This is a genomic window from Micromonospora sp. NPDC048894, from assembly GCF_040649765.1.
GTDB lineage: Bacteria > Actinomycetota > Actinomycetes > Mycobacteriales > Micromonosporaceae > Micromonospora > Micromonospora antibiotica.
This window is the reverse complement of sequence record NZ_JBEZFY010000013.1, coordinates 49867-66767: the sequence shown is the minus strand read 5'-3', so window position 1 is coordinate 66767 and position 16901 is coordinate 49867. Positions and strand designations below refer to the sequence as shown.

The window sequence follows — 16901 nt, the reverse complement described above, 5'->3', positions numbered from 1 at the left end:
GAGCACACCCGGCGTCTTCGGGCCTGCGTGACGGCACTCAACCGGGACGGGTCGCCGTGATACCTCCGTCGACGGCGATCTCCGCGCCGTGGATGTAGCCGGCCTGCTCCGAGAGCAGCCACGCCACCGCGTCGGCGGTCTCGTCGGGGGTCCCGGGTCGTCCGGCGGGGGTGCCGGCGGTCATCCGGGTGATCACGTCGCCGTCGCCGGCGTTGATCGGGGTACGCGTCGCCCCGGGGGAGACGGCGTTGACCCGTACCCCGTGGGGACCGAACTCCGCGGCCCAACTGCGGGCGAGTTGGATCTCCGCGGCCTTGGTCGCCGAGTACAGCCCGACGAAGGGGTGCCCGACGTGGGCCATCCACGAGCCGATGACCACGATCGCGCCATGGCCGCGTGCCGCCATCGCCGGAGCCAGGGCGGCGGTCAGGACGTGCGGGGCGCGGACGTTGACCGCGAGCGTGGCCTCCAGGTCGGTGTCGGTGAGGCGTACGGTGTCGACGGCCGGGCACAGCGCGGCGTTGTGGACCAGCGCGTCCAGGTGCCCACCGGCGGCCTCGGTGGCGGCGCGGGCGAAGTCCCGCAGCGCTCCGGGCGGGCCGGTCAGGTCGGAGGCGACGAACACGGCGTGTCCGCCGGTGCCCTCGATGTCGGCGACGACGGCGGCACCGCGGGTCCGATCGCGGCCGGTGACGACGACGCGCCATCCCCGCGCCGCCAGTATCCGGGCGGTGGCGGCACCGATGCCGCTGGTGGAGCCGGTGATCAGGACGGTGCGGATCCGCCCGGCAGGGGTCTCGGGGTGTGTCATGGTCACCATCCCAGGGCAGGCACGCGGCCCGCACCAGGGCGCGTGCTGCCTGGTCACCGCATGACCAGGCGCGCGCCGAGGTCCGCTCCTACACTGGGTGGGTGCCTGCCGACCGCACTGCCCTGGGGGCGTTCCTACGGTCTCGGCGGGACCGCCTGACCCCCGCCCAGGCCGGCATCGAGGCATTCCCCGGCCCACGGCGGGTGCCGGGTCTACGCAAGGAGGAACTCGCCGTGCTCGCCGGGCTGAGCCCGGACCACTACAGCCGCCTGGAACAGGGACGCCAGCACGTCGTCACCGACGAGGTGGTGCAGGCGCTGTCGCGGGCGCTGCAGCTCGACGAGATCGAACGTGCCCACCTGCGGGATCTGGCCGCGCCGACCTCGCGGCGGCGGTGGGCGGGGCCGGAGGTCGCGCAGCGACCCGACCCGGGGATGCTGCGCCTGATGGGAGCGCTGAGCCACGTCCCGGTGCTGCTGCTGGGACGCCGTACGCAGGTGCTGGCGCGCAACGGGCTGTTGAGCGCGGTGCTGGGGTCCGCCGCCGAACCGGGGTCGTCGTTCGCGCGGTGGCTGTTCCTGGACCCCGACGCGCGGGTGCGGATCGTCAACTGGGCCGACTTCGCCGCCGCCGCGGTCGGAGCGCTGCGCTACGAGGTGGGACGCCACCCCGACGACCGGCGACTCGTCGAGCTGGTGCGGGAGCTGCGGGACGGCGATCCCGACGTGGCGCAGTGGTGGGACGACCAGCGGGTCACCTTCCGTACCTCGCTGACCAAGCAACTGGTCCACCCGACGGCCGGACCGCTCAGCTTCGGCATCGAATCCGTCGTCGGGCCGCACGATCCCGAGCAACGGCTGGTCGTCTACACCGTCGAACCCGACTCACCCACGGCGCGGGTGCTGCCCCTGCTGGCCAGCTGGACAACCGAGCCGCAGGCGGCACCCGGTGCGGGCCGATCCACCACCTGAACGAGCCGCCGGCTGATCGGCACAGGCGTCGCAACCGGACCAGCTCCCGCGCGGAGATGCGCTCCGGCAGGCCGGCCAGCGGCCACTGGTCGATCGCCCTGCCGGTCGCCGTCTCGTCCCGAACCGTCACCGTGGCCATTGCGCCGTGCTCCTTGCCTTGGGTGAGCGGCATCATGGCACGACGGTCCGACGGGACCGTCCGGTCAGCCCGCCGGGCAGCGCTGTCGCCGCGCGCAGCAGCGTGCCGGCAGCCGGGTACCGCGGCGTACGCCCGGGGGGCGATCTCGACGCGTGACACGACCAGCGCCACCACCGACACTCACCCTGCTCGGCGCGAGGACGGCCCGTTCGGGGCGGTCACGCAGGCCGGCGGTAGGTGGAACCAGCGCAGCGCCTCCACGCCGGCCGGCAGGCCGGTGGGTCCCTCGTCGACGTGGTCCCCACGCCCGGCCAGGATCTCGCGTGCCTCGTGCAGGTGACCGGCCAGGGCGTCCTCACCGGCCCACCGCCGCGGCGGGACCGGCTGGTCGTCGCCGGTGAACAGGCCGCCCAGCTCGGCCAGGCGCAGCGACTGCCCCGGGCCCCGGTGGTGGTGCCACAGACCGCTGCGGGCATCGAAGTGGTAGTCGGGCAGCAGGCGGTGCCCCAGGCGGGCGACCAGGTCGACCGCGTCGATCAGATGGTCGGCGACCAGGTCGGAGACGAAGTAGCCGAAGCTGATCCGGGTCCACCCGGGCTTGATCCCCTCCCAGCCCAGGGCGATCTGCTCCCGGAACGCCCGGGAGCGCTCCTCGTCGATGCCCAGCAGGCGGTGCCCGTAGGGGCCTGCGCAGGAGCACCCCCCACGGGCCTGGATGCCGAACAGGTCGTTGAGCAGCGCGACGACGAAGTTGTGGTGCAGATGGCGGCTGCCGTGGCGGATCTGCACCGACACGATGGGCAGCCGCCGCGCCCGGGGATTGCCCAGGACCACGATCCCCGGATTGGCCGACCAGCGGCCCAGCGCCCGCGACCACAGCCGCTCCTCGCGGGCCTGGATGACGTCGGCGCCGACGGACTGCTTGAGGGCGAACACCAGGCCCGCCCGGATCGACTCGACGATCGCCGGAGTGCCGCCCTCCTCGCGGGCCACCGGATCGTCGAGGTACCGGTGCCCGGCGGGGTCGACGAACGCCACGGTGCCCCCACCGGGGACCACCGGGACCCGGTTGCGCATCAGATCCCGCCGCACCACCAGGACACCGGGGGTCTGCGGGCCGCCGACGAACTTGTGCGGGGACAGGAAGACCGCGTCCTTGCCGTCCGCCGCGCCCGGCGTCGACTCACCCATCCGGATCGGCACGTACGGGCCGGCGGCGGCGTAGTCCCAGCACGACAGTGCCCCGTGGGCGTGCAGCAGGGCCGCGATCGCGTCGGCGTCGGACAGGATGCCGGTGACGTTGGAGGCGGCGGAGAAGCTGCCGACCCGCAGCGGTCGGTCCGCGTACCGGACCAGCCGGTCGGCCAGTTCGACGCGGTCGATGTGCCCGTCGGCGTCCGCGCCGATGACGACCACGTCGGCGTACGTCTCCCGCCACGGCAGCTCGTTGGAGTGGTGCTCGTAGGGGCCCACGAAGACCACCGGGCGCTGCGCCACGGGGATGCCGTCCAGCAGCTTGTGCCGGTGCGCCGGGCCGGCGGGCAGCCGCAGTTCGAGGAGCCCGACCAGCTTGTCGACCGCCGCCGTGGCCCCGGAACCGCAGAAGAGCACCGCATGCTCGTCGGTGCCGCCGACGGCGTCGAGGATGGTCCGTCGGGCGTCCTCGCGCAACCGCCCCGTCGCCCGACCGGTCGCGGAACTCTCGGTGTGGGTGTTGGCGTAGCGGGGCAACACCCGGTCGCGGATGGTGTCCTCCACGAAGTCCAACGCCCGGCCGGAGGCGGTGTAGTCGGCGTAGGTGATCCGGCGTGGCCCGTAGGGCCCGTCGAGCAGCTCACCCTCGCCGATGACCCCGTCGCGGATCCGCGCCAGCAACCGGTCCACCCTGGACGTGTCCACCGTACCCATGTCGCGCTGCCTCCCCACGGCGATGGCGACGGGGCGGGTCGACGGCGCGTCGGCGGGCGTCGGTGTCCCGACCGCTGTCCACAGTGTGCCCGACCGGCCGCCCCCGTCGCTCGCCGCCCGGGATGCCGACCCGCACGCCCCGGGGCCACGCCGGGCGGCGACCGGGAGCCGGCCGGTCGGGCAACCGGCGTCCGTGCCCGCGCCGGGATGCTGGCGCCCGCGCCCGTACGGGTGCGACGATTTCGACCGGCCCTGCCGACGACCCGAGGAGAACGCGATGGCCACCGGTGCCGAGCTGGACGACTGCCGGCGGGTCGCCGAGGAGGCGGCTCGCCTCGGTGGCCGGGAGCTGCTACGGCGCTTCGGCGACCACGGCCGCGTCGACTACAAGACCGCCTCCACCGACCTGGTCAGCGAGGCGGACCGGGCCAGCGAGGCGCGCATCGTCGAGCTGCTGCGCACCCGCCGGCCCCGCGACGGCATCCTCGCCGAGGAGGGCAGCGACCACCTCGGCGACTCCGGGCTGCGCTGGGTGCTCGACCCCCTCGACGGCACCGTCAACTACGTCGCCGGAATGCCGTTCTGGTGCGTCAGCGTCGCCTGCGAACAGCAGACACCGGACGGCTGGCAGCCCGTCGTCGGGGTGGTCCACGACCCGGTGCACGACGAGACGTTCCGTGGCGTCCGGGGCCGGGGCGCGTTCCTCGACGACACGCCGCTGATCCGGCCCGCCGGGATCACGCTCGGCGAGGTCGTCCTCGCCGCCGGGTACGCCTACGACGTCGCCCACCGCCGGGTGCAGGCGGCCGTGGTCACCGACCTGGCCGGTGACGTACGCGGGGTGCGGATGCTGGGCTCGACGGCCCTGGCTCTGGCCTGGATCGCGGCGGGCCGCTGCGACGCCTACGTCGAGGACCGCACGTTCCGCTGGGACTGGGCCGCCGGTCTGGTGATCGCCGTCGAAGCCGGTGTCGCCGTCGAGGTGAGCGGAAGTCGGGTGCTCGCCGCCCCACCGGAGCTGATCGACGGACTGCGTCCCCGGGTGGCCACGCTGGGCTGACACCGCGTCCGCCGGGCGGCTCGGCGCGGCCTCAGCCGGCACCGAGGCAGACGAACGCCGCCGCCGTGGCCCCGGCGGTGCCGTCGCCGGGCACGGCGAAGGCCTGCTGGGCGTCGGCGAGCGCCTGCGCCGGGCGGACCCCGCCCCGCATCCGTCGGTGCAGGTCCAGCATCAGCGCGGTGGTGGGTTCGGCCGGCACCGGCAGCACGGTGGCGATCAGGCACCGTGCGCCCAGGGCGAGCAGCACGGCGGTGAAGCCCATCACCTCGTCGCCGGGCCGCACCCCGGTCAGCCCCGAGTCGCAGGCGGAGAGCACCACGCAGCCGGGCGGCCGGGCGACCCGTTCCCACTCGTAGGCGAACAGCGGTCCACCGGCCAGCTCCAACGTGGAGAACTGCGGGTTGTCGGCGCGGAAGGTGCCGTGGGCGGCGATGTGGACCAGGCCGGCGCCGTCCAGGGCCGTGGTCAACGCGTCGGCGGTGGCGTCCGCACCGGTGAGCAGGGTGGCGTCGGGCAGGACCTGCCCGAGGCGGCGTACCTCGGCCAGGCCGGCCGGCAGGCGCGGCCCGCAGGCCAGCACCGAGGGCCCGGCCGGCGGACACCGGCCGTCCGCCCGCAGCCAGGCGGTGGCCGACGGGGCGACGGTCACCGCGCGCCCGGCGCAGGTCGGCAGACCCGACCACGGCACCGCGTGCAGGGCCCCGACCGGCACGATCACCAGGGGGCGGTCGCCGAGGTGCCGGCGCAGCGGCTCGAAGAGCTGCCGGTCCAGCGTGGCGGCGGCATGGCGGGCCCCGGCCTGCGCGGTGGGCGTGTCGCCGGTGGTGACCAGCCGGCGCAGGGCGAACCGGTGCCACCGGGTCAGGTGCACCGCCTCCGCCAGCGGGCCGAGGTCGTGCAGGCTGGCCCGGCCGTCGCGGACCAGCACCGCCCGCAGCCGCTCGCCGTGGGCGACCAGCTCGACCAACACGCGGGAACCGAGCCGCCCGGCGAGCACCCCCACGCCGGGCGGGGTCACCACGCCACTCCCGCCGGGCACCCGGCGGGCCAGGTCCTGGATGCGCTGTTCCAACCGGGCCTGCCGGCTGCGTAGGGCATGGGCCGGCCGGCCGGCCAGCACCTCGTCCTCCAGCAGGCTGCTGACGAGCCGCAGCTCGGTGAGCGCCGCGAACAGGTCCGGGTCATCGGGAGGCAACGCCGGGCGCATCCGCAGCGTGTTGGCCCGCCAGCGTTCGGCCCAGGCCAGCGTCCGGGCCGGGGAGCCGGCGCGGACTGCGATGTCGAGGCCCTCGGCGGCCAGCTCCTGCCCGTACGTGCCGCTGTGGGCCCGCAACTCCGTGGCCCCGAGCGACGTGCGGTGCCGGTCGAGGACGGCCAGCCCCCGGCGCAGTGCCCGGGCCGCACCGGCGTCGTCTCCGGTGAGCCGCCGCGACCGGGCCAGGGCGTACCACCCCTGGGCGCGGCGGGGGGCGGTGCCGCGCCGGCGGGCCAGGGCGGCCACGTCGAGCAGGGCCACGGCCCGGTCGACGCGACCCGCTGCGGCGGCCAGCAGACCGGCTTCGATGCGGGTGGTCAGCGCCGGACCCGACCACCCGGTGGCGTCGAGCTGGCCGGCGGTGCGCACCATCGCGGCGAGCAGGGCCGGCGTGCGGGTGCCCCGGCGGAACTCGGCGCGCAGTTCGACGTGCCTGGCGAAAACGGCCCAGGTGCGTCGGCCCTGCCGCCGGAACCGGACCCGGGCCTGGGCGGCGGCGGCGGTCGCGGTGTCCAGGTCGTCGGCGAGCAGCGCGGCCCGGGCCTGGGCGAGCAGCGCCTCGGCGAGGTCCGAGGCCATCCCTCTGCGGTGCAGCTCGCGGACCGCGGCGGCGGCGACCTCGACCGCCTCGTCGAGCAGCGGCACCGACAGCAGCAGCTCGAACCGGTCCAGCAGCAGCGCCGGTCGGGGCACGGCGAGCCGCCGGTACTCCTCGTCGACGTCGGCGAAGCAGCGCAGGGCCATGGCGATCTCGCCGCGTTGCCCGGCGGCGATACCGCTGTTCCAGCGGGCGTCGGCCGCCGCGAGGTCGAGGCCGAGCCGGCGGAAGGCCGCCGCCGCCCGGGAGAGGTCGTCGTCGGTGCCGCCGGGGGAGCCCCGGTGGGCGTTGAGCAGACCACGGTTGTTGCGGGCACGGGCCTCCAGCAGCGGGTCGCCCTCGCGCTGGGCGATGTCGATGGCGATGCCGTAGTCGCGCACCGCCTCGGCGTAGCGTCCGCGGTAGTGCAGCACCACCCCCCGTTGCATCCGGGCCCGACCGGCGTCGGCACCGGTGAGCTGGGGCAGCGCGGCGGTCACCGCCCGCAACGCCGCAGCGGTACGGCCGGCGTTGGCCAGCACGTACCCGAGGCTCATCCGGGCCAACGCCTGGGTACGGGGGGTGCCGGCGGCCCGTACCGCCCGCCGGAGGTGGCGCAGTGCGCCGGTCAGGTCGTTCAACTCGCGCAGGGCCAGACCGATGGCCCGCTCGGCGGTGGAGCGTTCGTCGTCGTCGGCGGTCTGGCCGGCGAGCACCCGGTGGGCGATCGTGATCGCCTCGGGTGGGTATCGCTGGACGGCGTCGAGTGCCGCCTGGGCCGCCGTGGCACCGGAACCGGTGCTGTCGGACATGCCCTAGAGAGTCCACGACGGACAGCCGCGAGTCAACGTCGAGAATCCGTCGCGGGAATTTCGTCAATGGGTGTCCTGCTTGGTTTCACAATTGACAACCGGCGATGGTCCGGAATAATTGGCGGTCGGGGAATTCGCCGCGTCCACCATCGGTGGGCGCGCTTCTCTCACGAGCATGGAGGATCCGTGCCGCCGTCCGACCACCCCACCGTGCCGGGTCCGGCCGGCCGGCTGTCCCGACGGCGGGTCCTGGCGCTGTCCGCGCTGGCCGTGGCGGCACCGCTCGGCGTCGTGCCGCGCCCTGCCCCGGCGGTCGCTGGCGACGCGGACGCCAACGCCTACCAGAAGGCGTTCGAAGCGGCGCTGGCCGCCGACCAGAATGTGCGTCGGTACACCGTGCCGGGGCGGGAGATCCTCTACCGGCCCCGGCAACTGCTCGCCGCCGCCGCCGACGCCAAACGGGTCACCACCTGGCTGCGTGCCCACGACTATCCGGTGACCGTCGGCGCCGGCTTCGCCGGTGTCACCCGGCTGTTGTTCGACCGGGAGACCGACATCCCCGGCGTCGTGGGGAAACTACGCGACCCCCAGCAGTGGCCCGGTCAACCGGTGCCGGCGGTGCAGCCGCACCACGTGCTGCTCGGCCTGGGCAACATCATGGGCAACCCGGGCACGCCGCCCCGCCCGGCGGCGGCGCTGCCGCCGCCCGACCCGACCCGGCTCGGTGAGGGGGCAGGCGTCACCGTCGGGATCTGCGACACCGGGATCTGGCAGCAGGCCGGCGCGTGTCACCCGCAGTGGCTCGGCGGCACGTACCTGCCGCAGCCCGACGACGAGGACCCGCTCTACGTCCACACCGACGTGCTCGCCCCGCAGGGCGGGCACGGCACCTTCGTCGCGGGGGTGGTCCGGCAGGCCGCGCCGGGGATACGCGTCGACCCGGAGCAGGCCCTGGACCCGACCGGGGTGGGGGACGAGGCGAGCGTGGTGGCCGCCCTGAGCCGGCTCGCGCCGCAGGTGTCCGTGTTCAACCTCTCCCTGGGTGGCTACACCCTGGACGACCAGCCGTCGCTGCCACTGGCCAACGCGTTGGCCGCGCTGCCGACGACGAGCGCCGTGGTCGCGGCGGCCGGCAACGCGGGCACCAGTCGTCCGCTCTGGCCCGCCGCCCTGGACCGGGTGCTGGCGGTCGCGGCGGTCGCCCAGACGTCCGGCGGTCTGGTGCCGGCGGTCGACAGCTGCTTCGGCCCCTGGGTGGACGCCTGCGCCCTCGGCGAGCGCCACAGCACCTACGTCGAGGGGCAACTGTCGCTACCCGGGCGGCCGGTACGCCAGTTCCACGGGTTCGCCGTCTGGGCCGGCACCTCGTTCGCCACCGCACACGTCTCCGGGCGGCTCGCCGCCCTGATGACGGCCGGGGGCCTCAGCGCGGACCAGGCGCGGACGACCCTGCTCGCCGCCCCCCGGTGGCACCCCGACTACGGGGTGCTCGTCGGATGAGCCGTGCGACGCCCCGGGCGGTGGCCCGGTGACCGGTGCCAGCACGACCAGCCTGTTGTCCGCCGCCGCCGGTGGGGACGAGTCGGCCTGGGCCGAACTGGTCCGCCGGTACACCCCGGTCGTCTACTCGGTCATCCGGGCGTACGACCTCAGCCGGGCCGACGCGGCGGATGTCAACCAGACCGTCTGGCTCCGCCTGGTGGAGCAGCTCGGCCGGGTACGCGAACCCGAGGCGTTACCGGGCTGGCTGGCCACCACGGCCCGGCGCGAGTGCTACCGGTTGTCCCGCCTCAGCCGTCGGGCCCAGCCCGTCGACCCGTACGACCAGTCGTTGCAGACCTATCACGGGCTCTCCCGGGAGCTGGCGGCGATGGCGCCCGCCCCGGACGACGAGCTGCTGCGCGCGGAGCGGCGGCAGGCGTTGCGCGAGGGTTTCGTGCAGCTCCCGCCGCGCTGCCAGGCGCTGTTGGCACTGCTGACGACCGACCCGCCGATGAGCTACCGGGAGGTTGCCGAGCGGCTCGGCATTCCGATCGGCAGTATCGGACCCACCCAGGCCCGCTGTCTGCGTAGGCTGCGGAGATGTCCGGCGATCGTCGAGTTTCTCGGAGCGTCCGCCATCGGCACGAACGGGGGTGAGCCGGATGGAGCCGTGGCCGCCGGTCGATGACGACGCGCTGACGACGGAGCTGGGCGCGGCGCTGTGGGACACGGGGCCGGTCTCGGAGGCCTACCTGAGCGCGGCGTTGGCCGCGTTCACCTGGCGTACCGCCGACGCGGAGCTGGCCGTCGCCGAGCTGACCTTCGACTCGGCGGTCGACGCCGAACTGGTGGGCATGACCCGGTCTGCCGCGTCCGCGCGGACGCTCTCCTTCCGCAGCGGGTCGGTGCTGGTGGAGATCGAGGTGAGTGACGCCGGGATCGTCGGGCAGCTCTCCCCGTCCGGTGGCGGACGGGTGAGCGCCCGCACGGCCGCCGGCACCTACGACGAGGCGTCGGTGGACGCGATGGGCTTCTTCTCGTTGGGCGCCCCACCGCCGGGTCCGGTCCAGTTGTGCGCGCGTACCGTCGGGTATGCCCTGTCCACCGCCTGGGTCTGTCTGCGCTGACCGGCGCTCTGCTCCCGGGAGGGCGGCGCGGGCGGTGCCGCGCGTCCGGTGTCCGACCCCGACCGACGACGGTGGGGCGTGGGCCGGACGGCCCACGCCCCACCGTCGCAGGTGGCGACGACCCGGGTTATCCCCGCTGCCCGTCCGCCAGCAGGTACTGCACCCCGCCGAGGTCGGCGCGGGCGGTGCCGTCGGCGTCCGGCCCGAACTGGGTCACGTTGAGCGCGGTCTCCTTGGCCAGGGCGGTCTCGGCCGAGAAGGCCAACGAGAACTCGAGGCGCTCACCGGGCTTCAACACCAGCCCGCTGATGCTGGCCTTCGTCGGTTCGACGATCTCCAATTCGGTCTTGCCGACCTGGCGGATGCCCGTGCCGACCTTTCCGGTGGACTGCCAGCGCTCGAACAGGGTCGGGCCGAGGTCGACGAAGACCCGGGCGCCCCGGGCCTGCTCCGCCGGCTGGGTGAAGACCAGGTCGTTCTTGGTCTCCGCGGTGGTCACGTTGCCGATGGCGAACGGCCGCACGACCCGCGGTCCGCCAGCGACGAGCCGGACCGAGTCGACGTTGCGCCAGACGATGTTGTTGTTGTGCTGGGTGTTGACGCTCGTGCTCGGACCCTCGAAGGTCATCGGGTCGGTGGGTGACACCCAGCGCGCCAACAGGCAGAAGTGACCCGGTCCGGGCACCCCGGTCCACGGGATCGTGACCGTGGTGACGCCGGGGTAGACGGGCACGCTGACCGCGCCGATCTGGGTCCAGTGCGTCGGCCAGGTGGCGCCGCCGCCCGGGGTCGTCCGGTAGACCCGCAGCACCCCGTTGTCGATGCCCGAGCCGTACGGTCCGTTGTTGCGCACCTTCAGGAAGAGATAGTTGGTGACCCCGACGATCGGGTTCTGGCTGACGGCACACTCGACGGCGGTCGGGCAGACCTTGATGTCGGGGCTGGCCCACAACGGGCCGTACGAGTGCGGCTGGACGCCGGTGTCGGCGGCGACGTCCTTCATGTAGACGTCGGTGCGGGCCGCCGCGGCGGCCTTGCCCTGCGGTGCCTCGCCGGGTGCCGCGGCGGCTGCGGTGACCGCCAGCAGCCCGGCCAGCGCCGCACCCGTGAGTACGGCCAGCGTGGAGCGGCGGACGCGCTTTCCTACCTTGCCCATGACAGGTTTTCTCCCATCGGCGGGGGACGTCGATCACGACGTGTTTCGATGTCGTGTCGGCGCGATGACGTAGTTGAGGAGTTGGCCATGCGCCGGGAAATACCGTCCCGGGTGTCTGCCGTCAGATGGCGCGAGGACCGGCAAAACGACAGCCATCGATGCATGCGGGGGTCGACCGCCCGTCTCGACGGCCGCGATCGATCCCGTGGCCCGCCCCCCGGGGGTGTCCGGCCCGTCGGCGACGGGGCCGGCGCGATGCCTTTGACAATCGACAGTGATGAATTAACGTTGGGGCTCGCGAACGTGCGCGCCGGGCGGTCATCGGGGCGGCTCGCGCCCCGTGTCCCGCCGCCCCGCCGTGCGCCGACCCCCGGGAGGGAACCGCCGCCATGAGACTGAGGAGCAGTCATCTCGGTGCCGCTGCGGCGACCCTGACGCTGGCCGCCGCCCTGGACGGCGTCAGCGTCCCGACCACCGTGCCCGCCAGCATGAGCCCACGACCCGGCACGGCGGTGCCGGGCAGCCCACCACTCGGTACGGCGGTGCCGGGCAGCCCGCCGCCCAGCGGGGCGGCGTGCACCGTCCGGTACTCGGTCTACACCTGGGACACCTTCCTGACGAGCAGCATCACCATCACCAACACCGGTGCCAGCGCGATCACCTCCTGGAGGCTGACGTTCCCGCTGCCGGCCGGGCAACGCATCACCACCGACTGGAACGCGGTGTACTCGCCGTCCAGCGGCACCGTCACGGCCCGTGGACTCGACGACCACGTCATCCTCGGGCCGGGGGCCTCGATCGCCATCGGGTTCGTGGCCGAGCACACCGGTGACACCGGCGGCCCGTCCTCGTTCACCCTCAACGGGACGCCCTGTTCGCTCACCTGAGGCGGAGTCCCGCCGGCCGGGCCGGGTCCCCGCCGTGGCGGTCGGCTGCGTGCCGGAGAGCGTCGGTTGACGGCGGCCCGCCGCCACCACCAGCGTCACGCGGTGCCGCTGGAGGACCCCGAGACGGGCTCCGGCCCAGGACGGTGACGTCCTGGGCCGGGAGTACCGCGTCGCCGATCAGGCGATCTTGACGTCGCTGCACCACATGTAGGTCTGGTCAGCGTGCGACGCCTTCCAGATGAAGAACAGGACGTGGCTTCCGCTGCGCGAGGACGGAATCGAGACGTTGAACGAGATGTTCTGTGCCGGCGCGTACCGCCCGGTCGTGGTGATCAGGTCCAGGTTGCCCCACCCGACCCGCTGGGTGGCCGGGTTGAACCCCTGCTTGGTGACGTAGACCCGGAAGAAGTCAGCACCGTGGCTGGCCTGGTCGTACATCTGGACGGTGAGGTTGCGGCCGACGGTGGTCGCCTTCCATGCCCCGGGCGTGTTCAGCGAGTTGTTCCGGGACAGGGCGTTGCTGCACAGCTGCCCGTCCGGGGTGCTGGGCTGGTACTGGCCGGCCAGGCCGTCGCGCAACGCGCTCATCCAGTTCCACATGGTGTCCGGGTTGGCCTGCCACGCCTGCCAGCACATCGGGTCCTGCTGCTGCATGGCCGGGTTGGTGTGCTGGCTGCCCCAGGTCTGCCAGCACTGGTACGCCCGGGTCGCCGGGTTGATGATCGTCCCGTGCGCCTGGGCGGGGCTGGTCAGGGGCAGGGTGCCGACCACCATGGCGAACATCAGGGCGAGCGCCTGGAGGGACCGGCGGACGGTTGACCGGGGGCGTCCGCCGGATCGGTCGGACTGGTGTGAACGCACTGTTCATCCTCCATTCGTCGGTACGGGACATCGAGTGGTGAATGCTCCCGAATCCACTGTTGCACCCATGCCGCCAAATATCAATGTTGATCGATATTTAGTCGGATTGGATCGAGCTGTCGGATGTGGAGCGAGCTGTCCGAGATCGCCGGATCGCCGGCGGGCGGCCGGGCCGTGGAGCCGACGTCACCGCAGGTCCGGGTCCGGGCGGCCGGACGGCGTGGTGTCGGGCCGGCCACCGGGGGCGGCAACCGGGCGTCGGCCACCCGGCACGGTGACCCCGGGTCGGCCGACGGGCGCGGTCACCACGTGGCGGGGCGTGCCGGCCTGTCGGCCGGACGGGTCACAGCTTCGCTGCGGCGTCGTACCTCCGGCGCAGGTCGGCCATCTCCGAGGCGCCCAGCGCCTCCTGCTGCGCGATCGTCGCGTACGCGGGCGGGAACATCTCCCGGAGCCGGTCGACGAACCTGACCTCCGCGGTCGCCTCGACGACCTGGATTCCCGGCGGATCGGTGGACAGGTCCATGATCAGTGGGCCGGCCAGCTTGACCGCCACGTCCCAGGGGCGCTTCTGCTCGGCGATGCCGCACAGATGGAAGCCGTAGATCTTCTGGACGTCGGTGAACGTGGTGGCCCCGGCCGGTTCGAAGCCGTAGACGCGGACCCCACAGATCACCGGCGGCTTCTCCGTGGTGGCGCCCTGCTGGGCGTCGTGCCCGGCATGCTGGTGCTGCCCCGGATCCGCCTTTTCGAGCGTGGTACGCATCCGGGCCACGATCTGCGCCTGCAGATCCGCCGGCTCCGCCCCCGTGCTGCTCCGGTTGGCCAACACGACAGTGCCGACCGACACCACCAGCAGGATCACCGCCACCCACACCAGGCGGTGCCGGTACCACGCGGAACTCTCTGGGGAACTCATCGCTTCTCACCTCGTCGCCGGTTGTGGTGCTCTGGCAGGCCCGTCAGGCGACCCCGGGCAGGCGTCGAGCGTGTCGACCGTCGGGGCGCGTGGCGGCGGATACGTGTGGCGGGCGGGAGTGCCCACCCGGCGGGGTGCCCGTCAGCACGGCGATGGCCCGTCGAGGCGGTGTGCGAGCGTCCGTCGAGGCGGCGCGCTGTCGATGCCGTGCTGCTCCCGTGCTGGCCGTTCTCAGTGCGGTTGCCCCCGCGCTGCGGCGATATGAGCTATTCCAACACGTCTGGATGCACTCTGGCAACATTGACGGATCTCAGTGGGCTTTCGACCCGCTCGGGTACTTGCGGCACGGCCGGTCGGCGGGGGTCAGTGGACCGAGGGCGGCCAGCGGTGGGTGCGCCACTCGTACCAGGTCGGGAATCCCGCCGGGGGGTCGTCGATGGGCTCGCCGCCGTCGAGCTCGCCCGGCGTGGGGACGTCGAAGCGGGCGGCCCACTCGACGAGTTCCCCGTCGGACATGGGCCACGTCGTGTGCGGTTCCTCGGCCTGGCGTTGGTCACGTCGTTTCCGCTGCTCGGACGGGCTGAGAGCGAAGTAGTGCAGTTCCACCGTCGCGCCGACGTCAAGCGCCGCGCGGCGCAGGGCGGAACGCTCGTTGCGGTCCCACAGGCCGTAGTCGAGCACGACGTTGGTGCCGAGTTCGAGGGCGCGCAGCGCGATCTGGATGAGCCTTCCCTCGATCACGGCTCCCGCCAGGGGCGGATTCCCGGGCCCGTAGAGAGCCTTCACCCACTCGTCCTTGGTCAGCCGAAGTGCTCTCCGTTCGATCTCGATGCGCCGGGCAGCCGTGGTCTTCCCGGCGCAGGGCAGGCCCACGGTCAGGAACAGTGTCGGTTTCTCCATCAACATCCTCCGGCCGGACGCCCCCATCATCGCGCACCGCCACCCGGGCCGCTCCCCGTTGCCCGGTGTTCCCCGCCGTGCTGACGTACGGCGACGGGTGGACGGGCGGTGTCACATGGTGCGGGCGGGCCTCGCCATGGTCAGCCGAGGTACTCGTCTTCGAGGGTGGGGATCACCGGGGACAGCAGGCGGTCGGCGTGTTCGGTGACCGTTGCGCGCACCAGCCGGAAGACCCGGAAGGCCAGTTCGTGCCCGGGGTCCTCGTCGTCGTGGACGTACAGCAGCCCGTAGGACCCGGGGGCGAGCTGACCGATCCTGGTGAACAGGTCGAGGATGTCGGCACCGAACGTGCCCCGGTGGTTGGGGAACCCGCCGAGATGGACGTGGTACGCGCCGTTGGCCGGGCGTAGGTCGACCAGCCCGTGGCCCGTGAGGCCGTCGAGCAGGTCCTGGATCTCGTCGAGGCGCAGGGGTGGGTCGTCGTCGACCGCGGCGGCTGTCGAGCGGAGGGTGATCCACCCGTGGTACTCGAACATGGCGGCAGTGTAGGTGCACCTCCTCAGGCCGCGGTGCCGTCGCCCGGCGTGCCGGTGCGGCGTAGCTCGCGTAGTACGCCGTGGCGGCGCAGGGCCCAGGCGAGGCGTGGAACGCTCGGGTGCCGGACGAACAGCACGGCGACGCGGCGGGCCAGGCCGACCCGGTCGGCGTCCACCCGGTTCTCGACCGCCTGCCAGACCAGCTCGCGCACCCTGGCGTCGTCCAGCACCGCCCGTACCTCACGCCGCACCCTGGGGTCCTCGGCGGCCGAGGTGATGGCGGCAGCCTGACCCGGTCGGTCGGCACGCGGTCGGACCACCGCCGCGAGGAGCGGTCGGCGTACCTCGTCGCGTTCCAGCAGCAGCAACACCGCCTCCCGGATCTCGGTCGTGTCCAGACTGGACCGCAGCAGCCGCAGCAGGCTGCGTTCCACCTCGCGGTCATGGTCCGCAACGGCGAGCGTGGCCAGCAGCAGCGCCACCTCGTCGAGGTCGATGACGTGGCGTACCCCGTCGCGGAACTCCGGCAGGCCCCAGGCAGCCTGCAACGCCGTCACGAGATCGCGGTTCACGGTCAACCGCTACCCGCAACCGGCGACCGGTGAAACCGGGATCCGCCGATTCATCGCGACGGCCGCTGCCCTCCGGATGCGGTTGTCCCGTCGTCGACCAGGACGTCCTACCGCGACCGGGTCTGCATCAGGGATGCCCGGTCGCCCGGATCAGGCGGCTGCCTGCCGGGGGCAGAGCATCGGGTGCAGCAGCCGGGACAGCTCGGCGACGTCGGCGACGGGTCGCGCGAAGCTCACCCTCGCCCGTCGGGCCGCCCCGGGCTGGCCGTACGCGACCAGCAGGCCGTACCGGTCGATCCGGACCACCCGTGGCGACTCGGCACCGGTGAGCTTCAACTGCCGGCGCAGGTGGGCCGCGACCTGCTCGGCGTGGTGGTCGGCGAGGTCGGCCAGCAGCCCCGCCTCGGCCGCGTGCAACGGGTCGGGCTCGGCCTGTGCGTACGCCTGCGGGTCGATCGGGCGCGTTGCACCGGCGCGTTCCCAGCGGGCCTCGGTCACCTCGAACCGGTGCAGCTGGAACCTGCTGCCCACGTCGAGCAGGTCGCCGGTGGGCCGGGTGGCGGCGAAGTCCATCGCGGCCTGCCGGGCCGCGTCGCCGTCGAGGCGTTCGGCCCAGCCGGAGACCCAGGCCCGGCCGAGCGAGGGGGCACCGGCGGTGGGCGGCAGGTCGAGCACGTCGAGGACGGTGGCGACGGCGGTGTCCCCGGCGGGCGGCGTGAGCGCCGTGGCGAGGTCGCCGGGCGCCGGCACCAGCAGCAGCACCCGGCCGGCCGGGTCGGTGGCGTGCCGGACCTGGTGCGGGCCGGTGCTGCCGGCCAGCTGGGCGAGGGCCGGCAGCCCGCCCGCGACGAGGGTACGCACGATCTCCGCCGGGCTGGGTCGCATGATCCCTGACTCCTCAATGTAGGTTAGCCTTACCTAAGTTGCA

General features: G+C 73.6%; 16 protein-coding genes. 6 read left to right on the top strand and 10 right to left on the bottom strand.

All coding sequences use genetic code 11. The features are described from left to right. Positions 1–37: 37 nt before the first annotated feature. Entirely contained in the window at positions 38–811 is a 774-nt protein-coding gene (locus tag AB0C22_RS24675; RefSeq protein WP_357537261.1) for an SDR family oxidoreductase, read from the bottom strand. A 101-nt stretch (positions 812–912) separates the two neighbouring features. Between AB0C22_RS24675 and AB0C22_RS24670 the strand changes: the two genes are divergently transcribed. Beyond that, positions 913–1782, top strand: coding sequence for a helix-turn-helix transcriptional regulator (locus AB0C22_RS24670; protein ID WP_357537259.1), 870 nt, complete (start codon positions 913–915; stop codon positions 1780–1782). Positions 1783–2101: 319 nt separating this feature from the next. Here the strand turns inward: AB0C22_RS24670 and AB0C22_RS24665 are convergent, their stop codons facing one another. Continuing rightward, positions 2102–3829 (bottom strand): aminotransferase class V-fold PLP-dependent enzyme, encoded by a 1728-nt coding sequence (locus tag AB0C22_RS24665; RefSeq protein ID WP_357537257.1) that lies wholly within the window; start codon positions 3827–3829, stop codon positions 2102–2104. Between the two features lie 277 nt (positions 3830–4106). Between AB0C22_RS24665 and AB0C22_RS24660 the strand changes: the two genes are divergently transcribed. Next, complete coding sequence (locus AB0C22_RS24660) at positions 4107–4889, top strand: inositol monophosphatase family protein (protein ID WP_219460416.1); 783 nt, start codon at positions 4107–4109, stop codon at positions 4887–4889. Between the two features lie 31 nt (positions 4890–4920). On the opposite strand, the gene AB0C22_RS24655 is transcribed toward AB0C22_RS24660, so the two are convergent. Further along, positions 4921–7533, bottom strand: a complete 2613-nt coding sequence (locus AB0C22_RS24655) for a CHAT domain-containing tetratricopeptide repeat protein (protein ID WP_219460418.1) — start codon at positions 7531–7533, stop codon at positions 4921–4923. Positions 7534–7719: 186 nt separating this feature from the next. Between AB0C22_RS24655 and AB0C22_RS24650 the strand changes: the two genes are divergently transcribed. The 3 genes from AB0C22_RS24650 to AB0C22_RS24640 are packed head-to-tail and all read left to right on the top strand — an operon-like array spanning position 7720 to position 10142. Then, positions 7720–9033, top strand: a complete 1314-nt coding sequence (locus AB0C22_RS24650) for a S8 family serine peptidase (RefSeq protein WP_357537255.1) — start codon at positions 7720–7722, stop codon at positions 9031–9033. 28 nt (positions 9034–9061) lie between these two features. Further along, entirely contained in the window at positions 9062–9703 is a 642-nt protein-coding gene (locus AB0C22_RS24645; protein ID WP_219460421.1) for a sigma-70 family RNA polymerase sigma factor, read from the top strand. After that, positions 9678–10142: a hypothetical protein gene (locus AB0C22_RS24640; protein WP_219460426.1), complete on the top strand. Its 465-nt coding sequence runs from the start codon at positions 9678–9680 to the stop codon at positions 10140–10142. The genes AB0C22_RS24645 and AB0C22_RS24640 overlap by 26 nt, the downstream gene beginning before the upstream one ends. A gap of 127 nt (positions 10143–10269) precedes the next feature. Here the strand turns inward: AB0C22_RS24640 and AB0C22_RS24635 are convergent, their stop codons facing one another. Continuing rightward, the gene (locus AB0C22_RS24635; protein ID WP_208570537.1) at positions 10270–11298 is read right to left on the bottom strand and encodes a hypothetical protein; all 1029 of its coding nucleotides are present in this window, start codon (positions 11296–11298) and stop codon (positions 10270–10272) included. Positions 11299–11687: 389 nt separating this feature from the next. Between AB0C22_RS24635 and AB0C22_RS24630 the strand changes: the two genes are divergently transcribed. After that, complete coding sequence (locus tag AB0C22_RS24630) at positions 11688–12185, top strand: cellulose binding domain-containing protein (RefSeq protein WP_357537252.1); 498 nt, start codon at positions 11688–11690, stop codon at positions 12183–12185. 177 nt (positions 12186–12362) lie between these two features. On the opposite strand, the gene AB0C22_RS24625 is transcribed toward AB0C22_RS24630, so the two are convergent. The 6 genes from AB0C22_RS24625 to AB0C22_RS24600 form a co-directional block, all read right to left on the bottom strand. Then, positions 12363–13046, bottom strand: a complete 684-nt coding sequence (locus tag AB0C22_RS24625) for a lytic polysaccharide monooxygenase (RefSeq protein WP_357537250.1) — start codon at positions 13044–13046, stop codon at positions 12363–12365. Between the two features lie 343 nt (positions 13047–13389). Next, positions 13390–13965, bottom strand: a complete 576-nt coding sequence (locus tag AB0C22_RS24620; RefSeq protein ID WP_357537248.1) for a hypothetical protein — start codon at positions 13963–13965, stop codon at positions 13390–13392. A 363-nt stretch (positions 13966–14328) separates the two neighbouring features. Continuing rightward, a complete protein-coding gene (locus AB0C22_RS24615) occupies positions 14329–14865 on the bottom strand; it encodes an ATP-binding protein (RefSeq protein ID WP_357537247.1) in 537 nt (178 codons plus the stop codon). Between the two features lie 140 nt (positions 14866–15005). Beyond that, positions 15006–15401 (bottom strand): Imm7 family immunity protein, encoded by a 396-nt coding sequence (locus AB0C22_RS24610; protein ID WP_357537245.1) that lies wholly within the window; start codon positions 15399–15401, stop codon positions 15006–15008. 23 nt (positions 15402–15424) lie between these two features. Beyond that, positions 15425–15973: a hypothetical protein gene (locus AB0C22_RS24605; protein WP_357537243.1), complete on the bottom strand. Its 549-nt coding sequence runs from the start codon at positions 15971–15973 to the stop codon at positions 15425–15427. Positions 15974–16123: 150 nt separating this feature from the next. After that, entirely contained in the window at positions 16124–16858 is a 735-nt protein-coding gene (locus tag AB0C22_RS24600) for a DUF2470 domain-containing protein (protein ID WP_357537241.1), read from the bottom strand. Between the last annotated feature and the right edge of the window lie 43 nt (positions 16859–16901).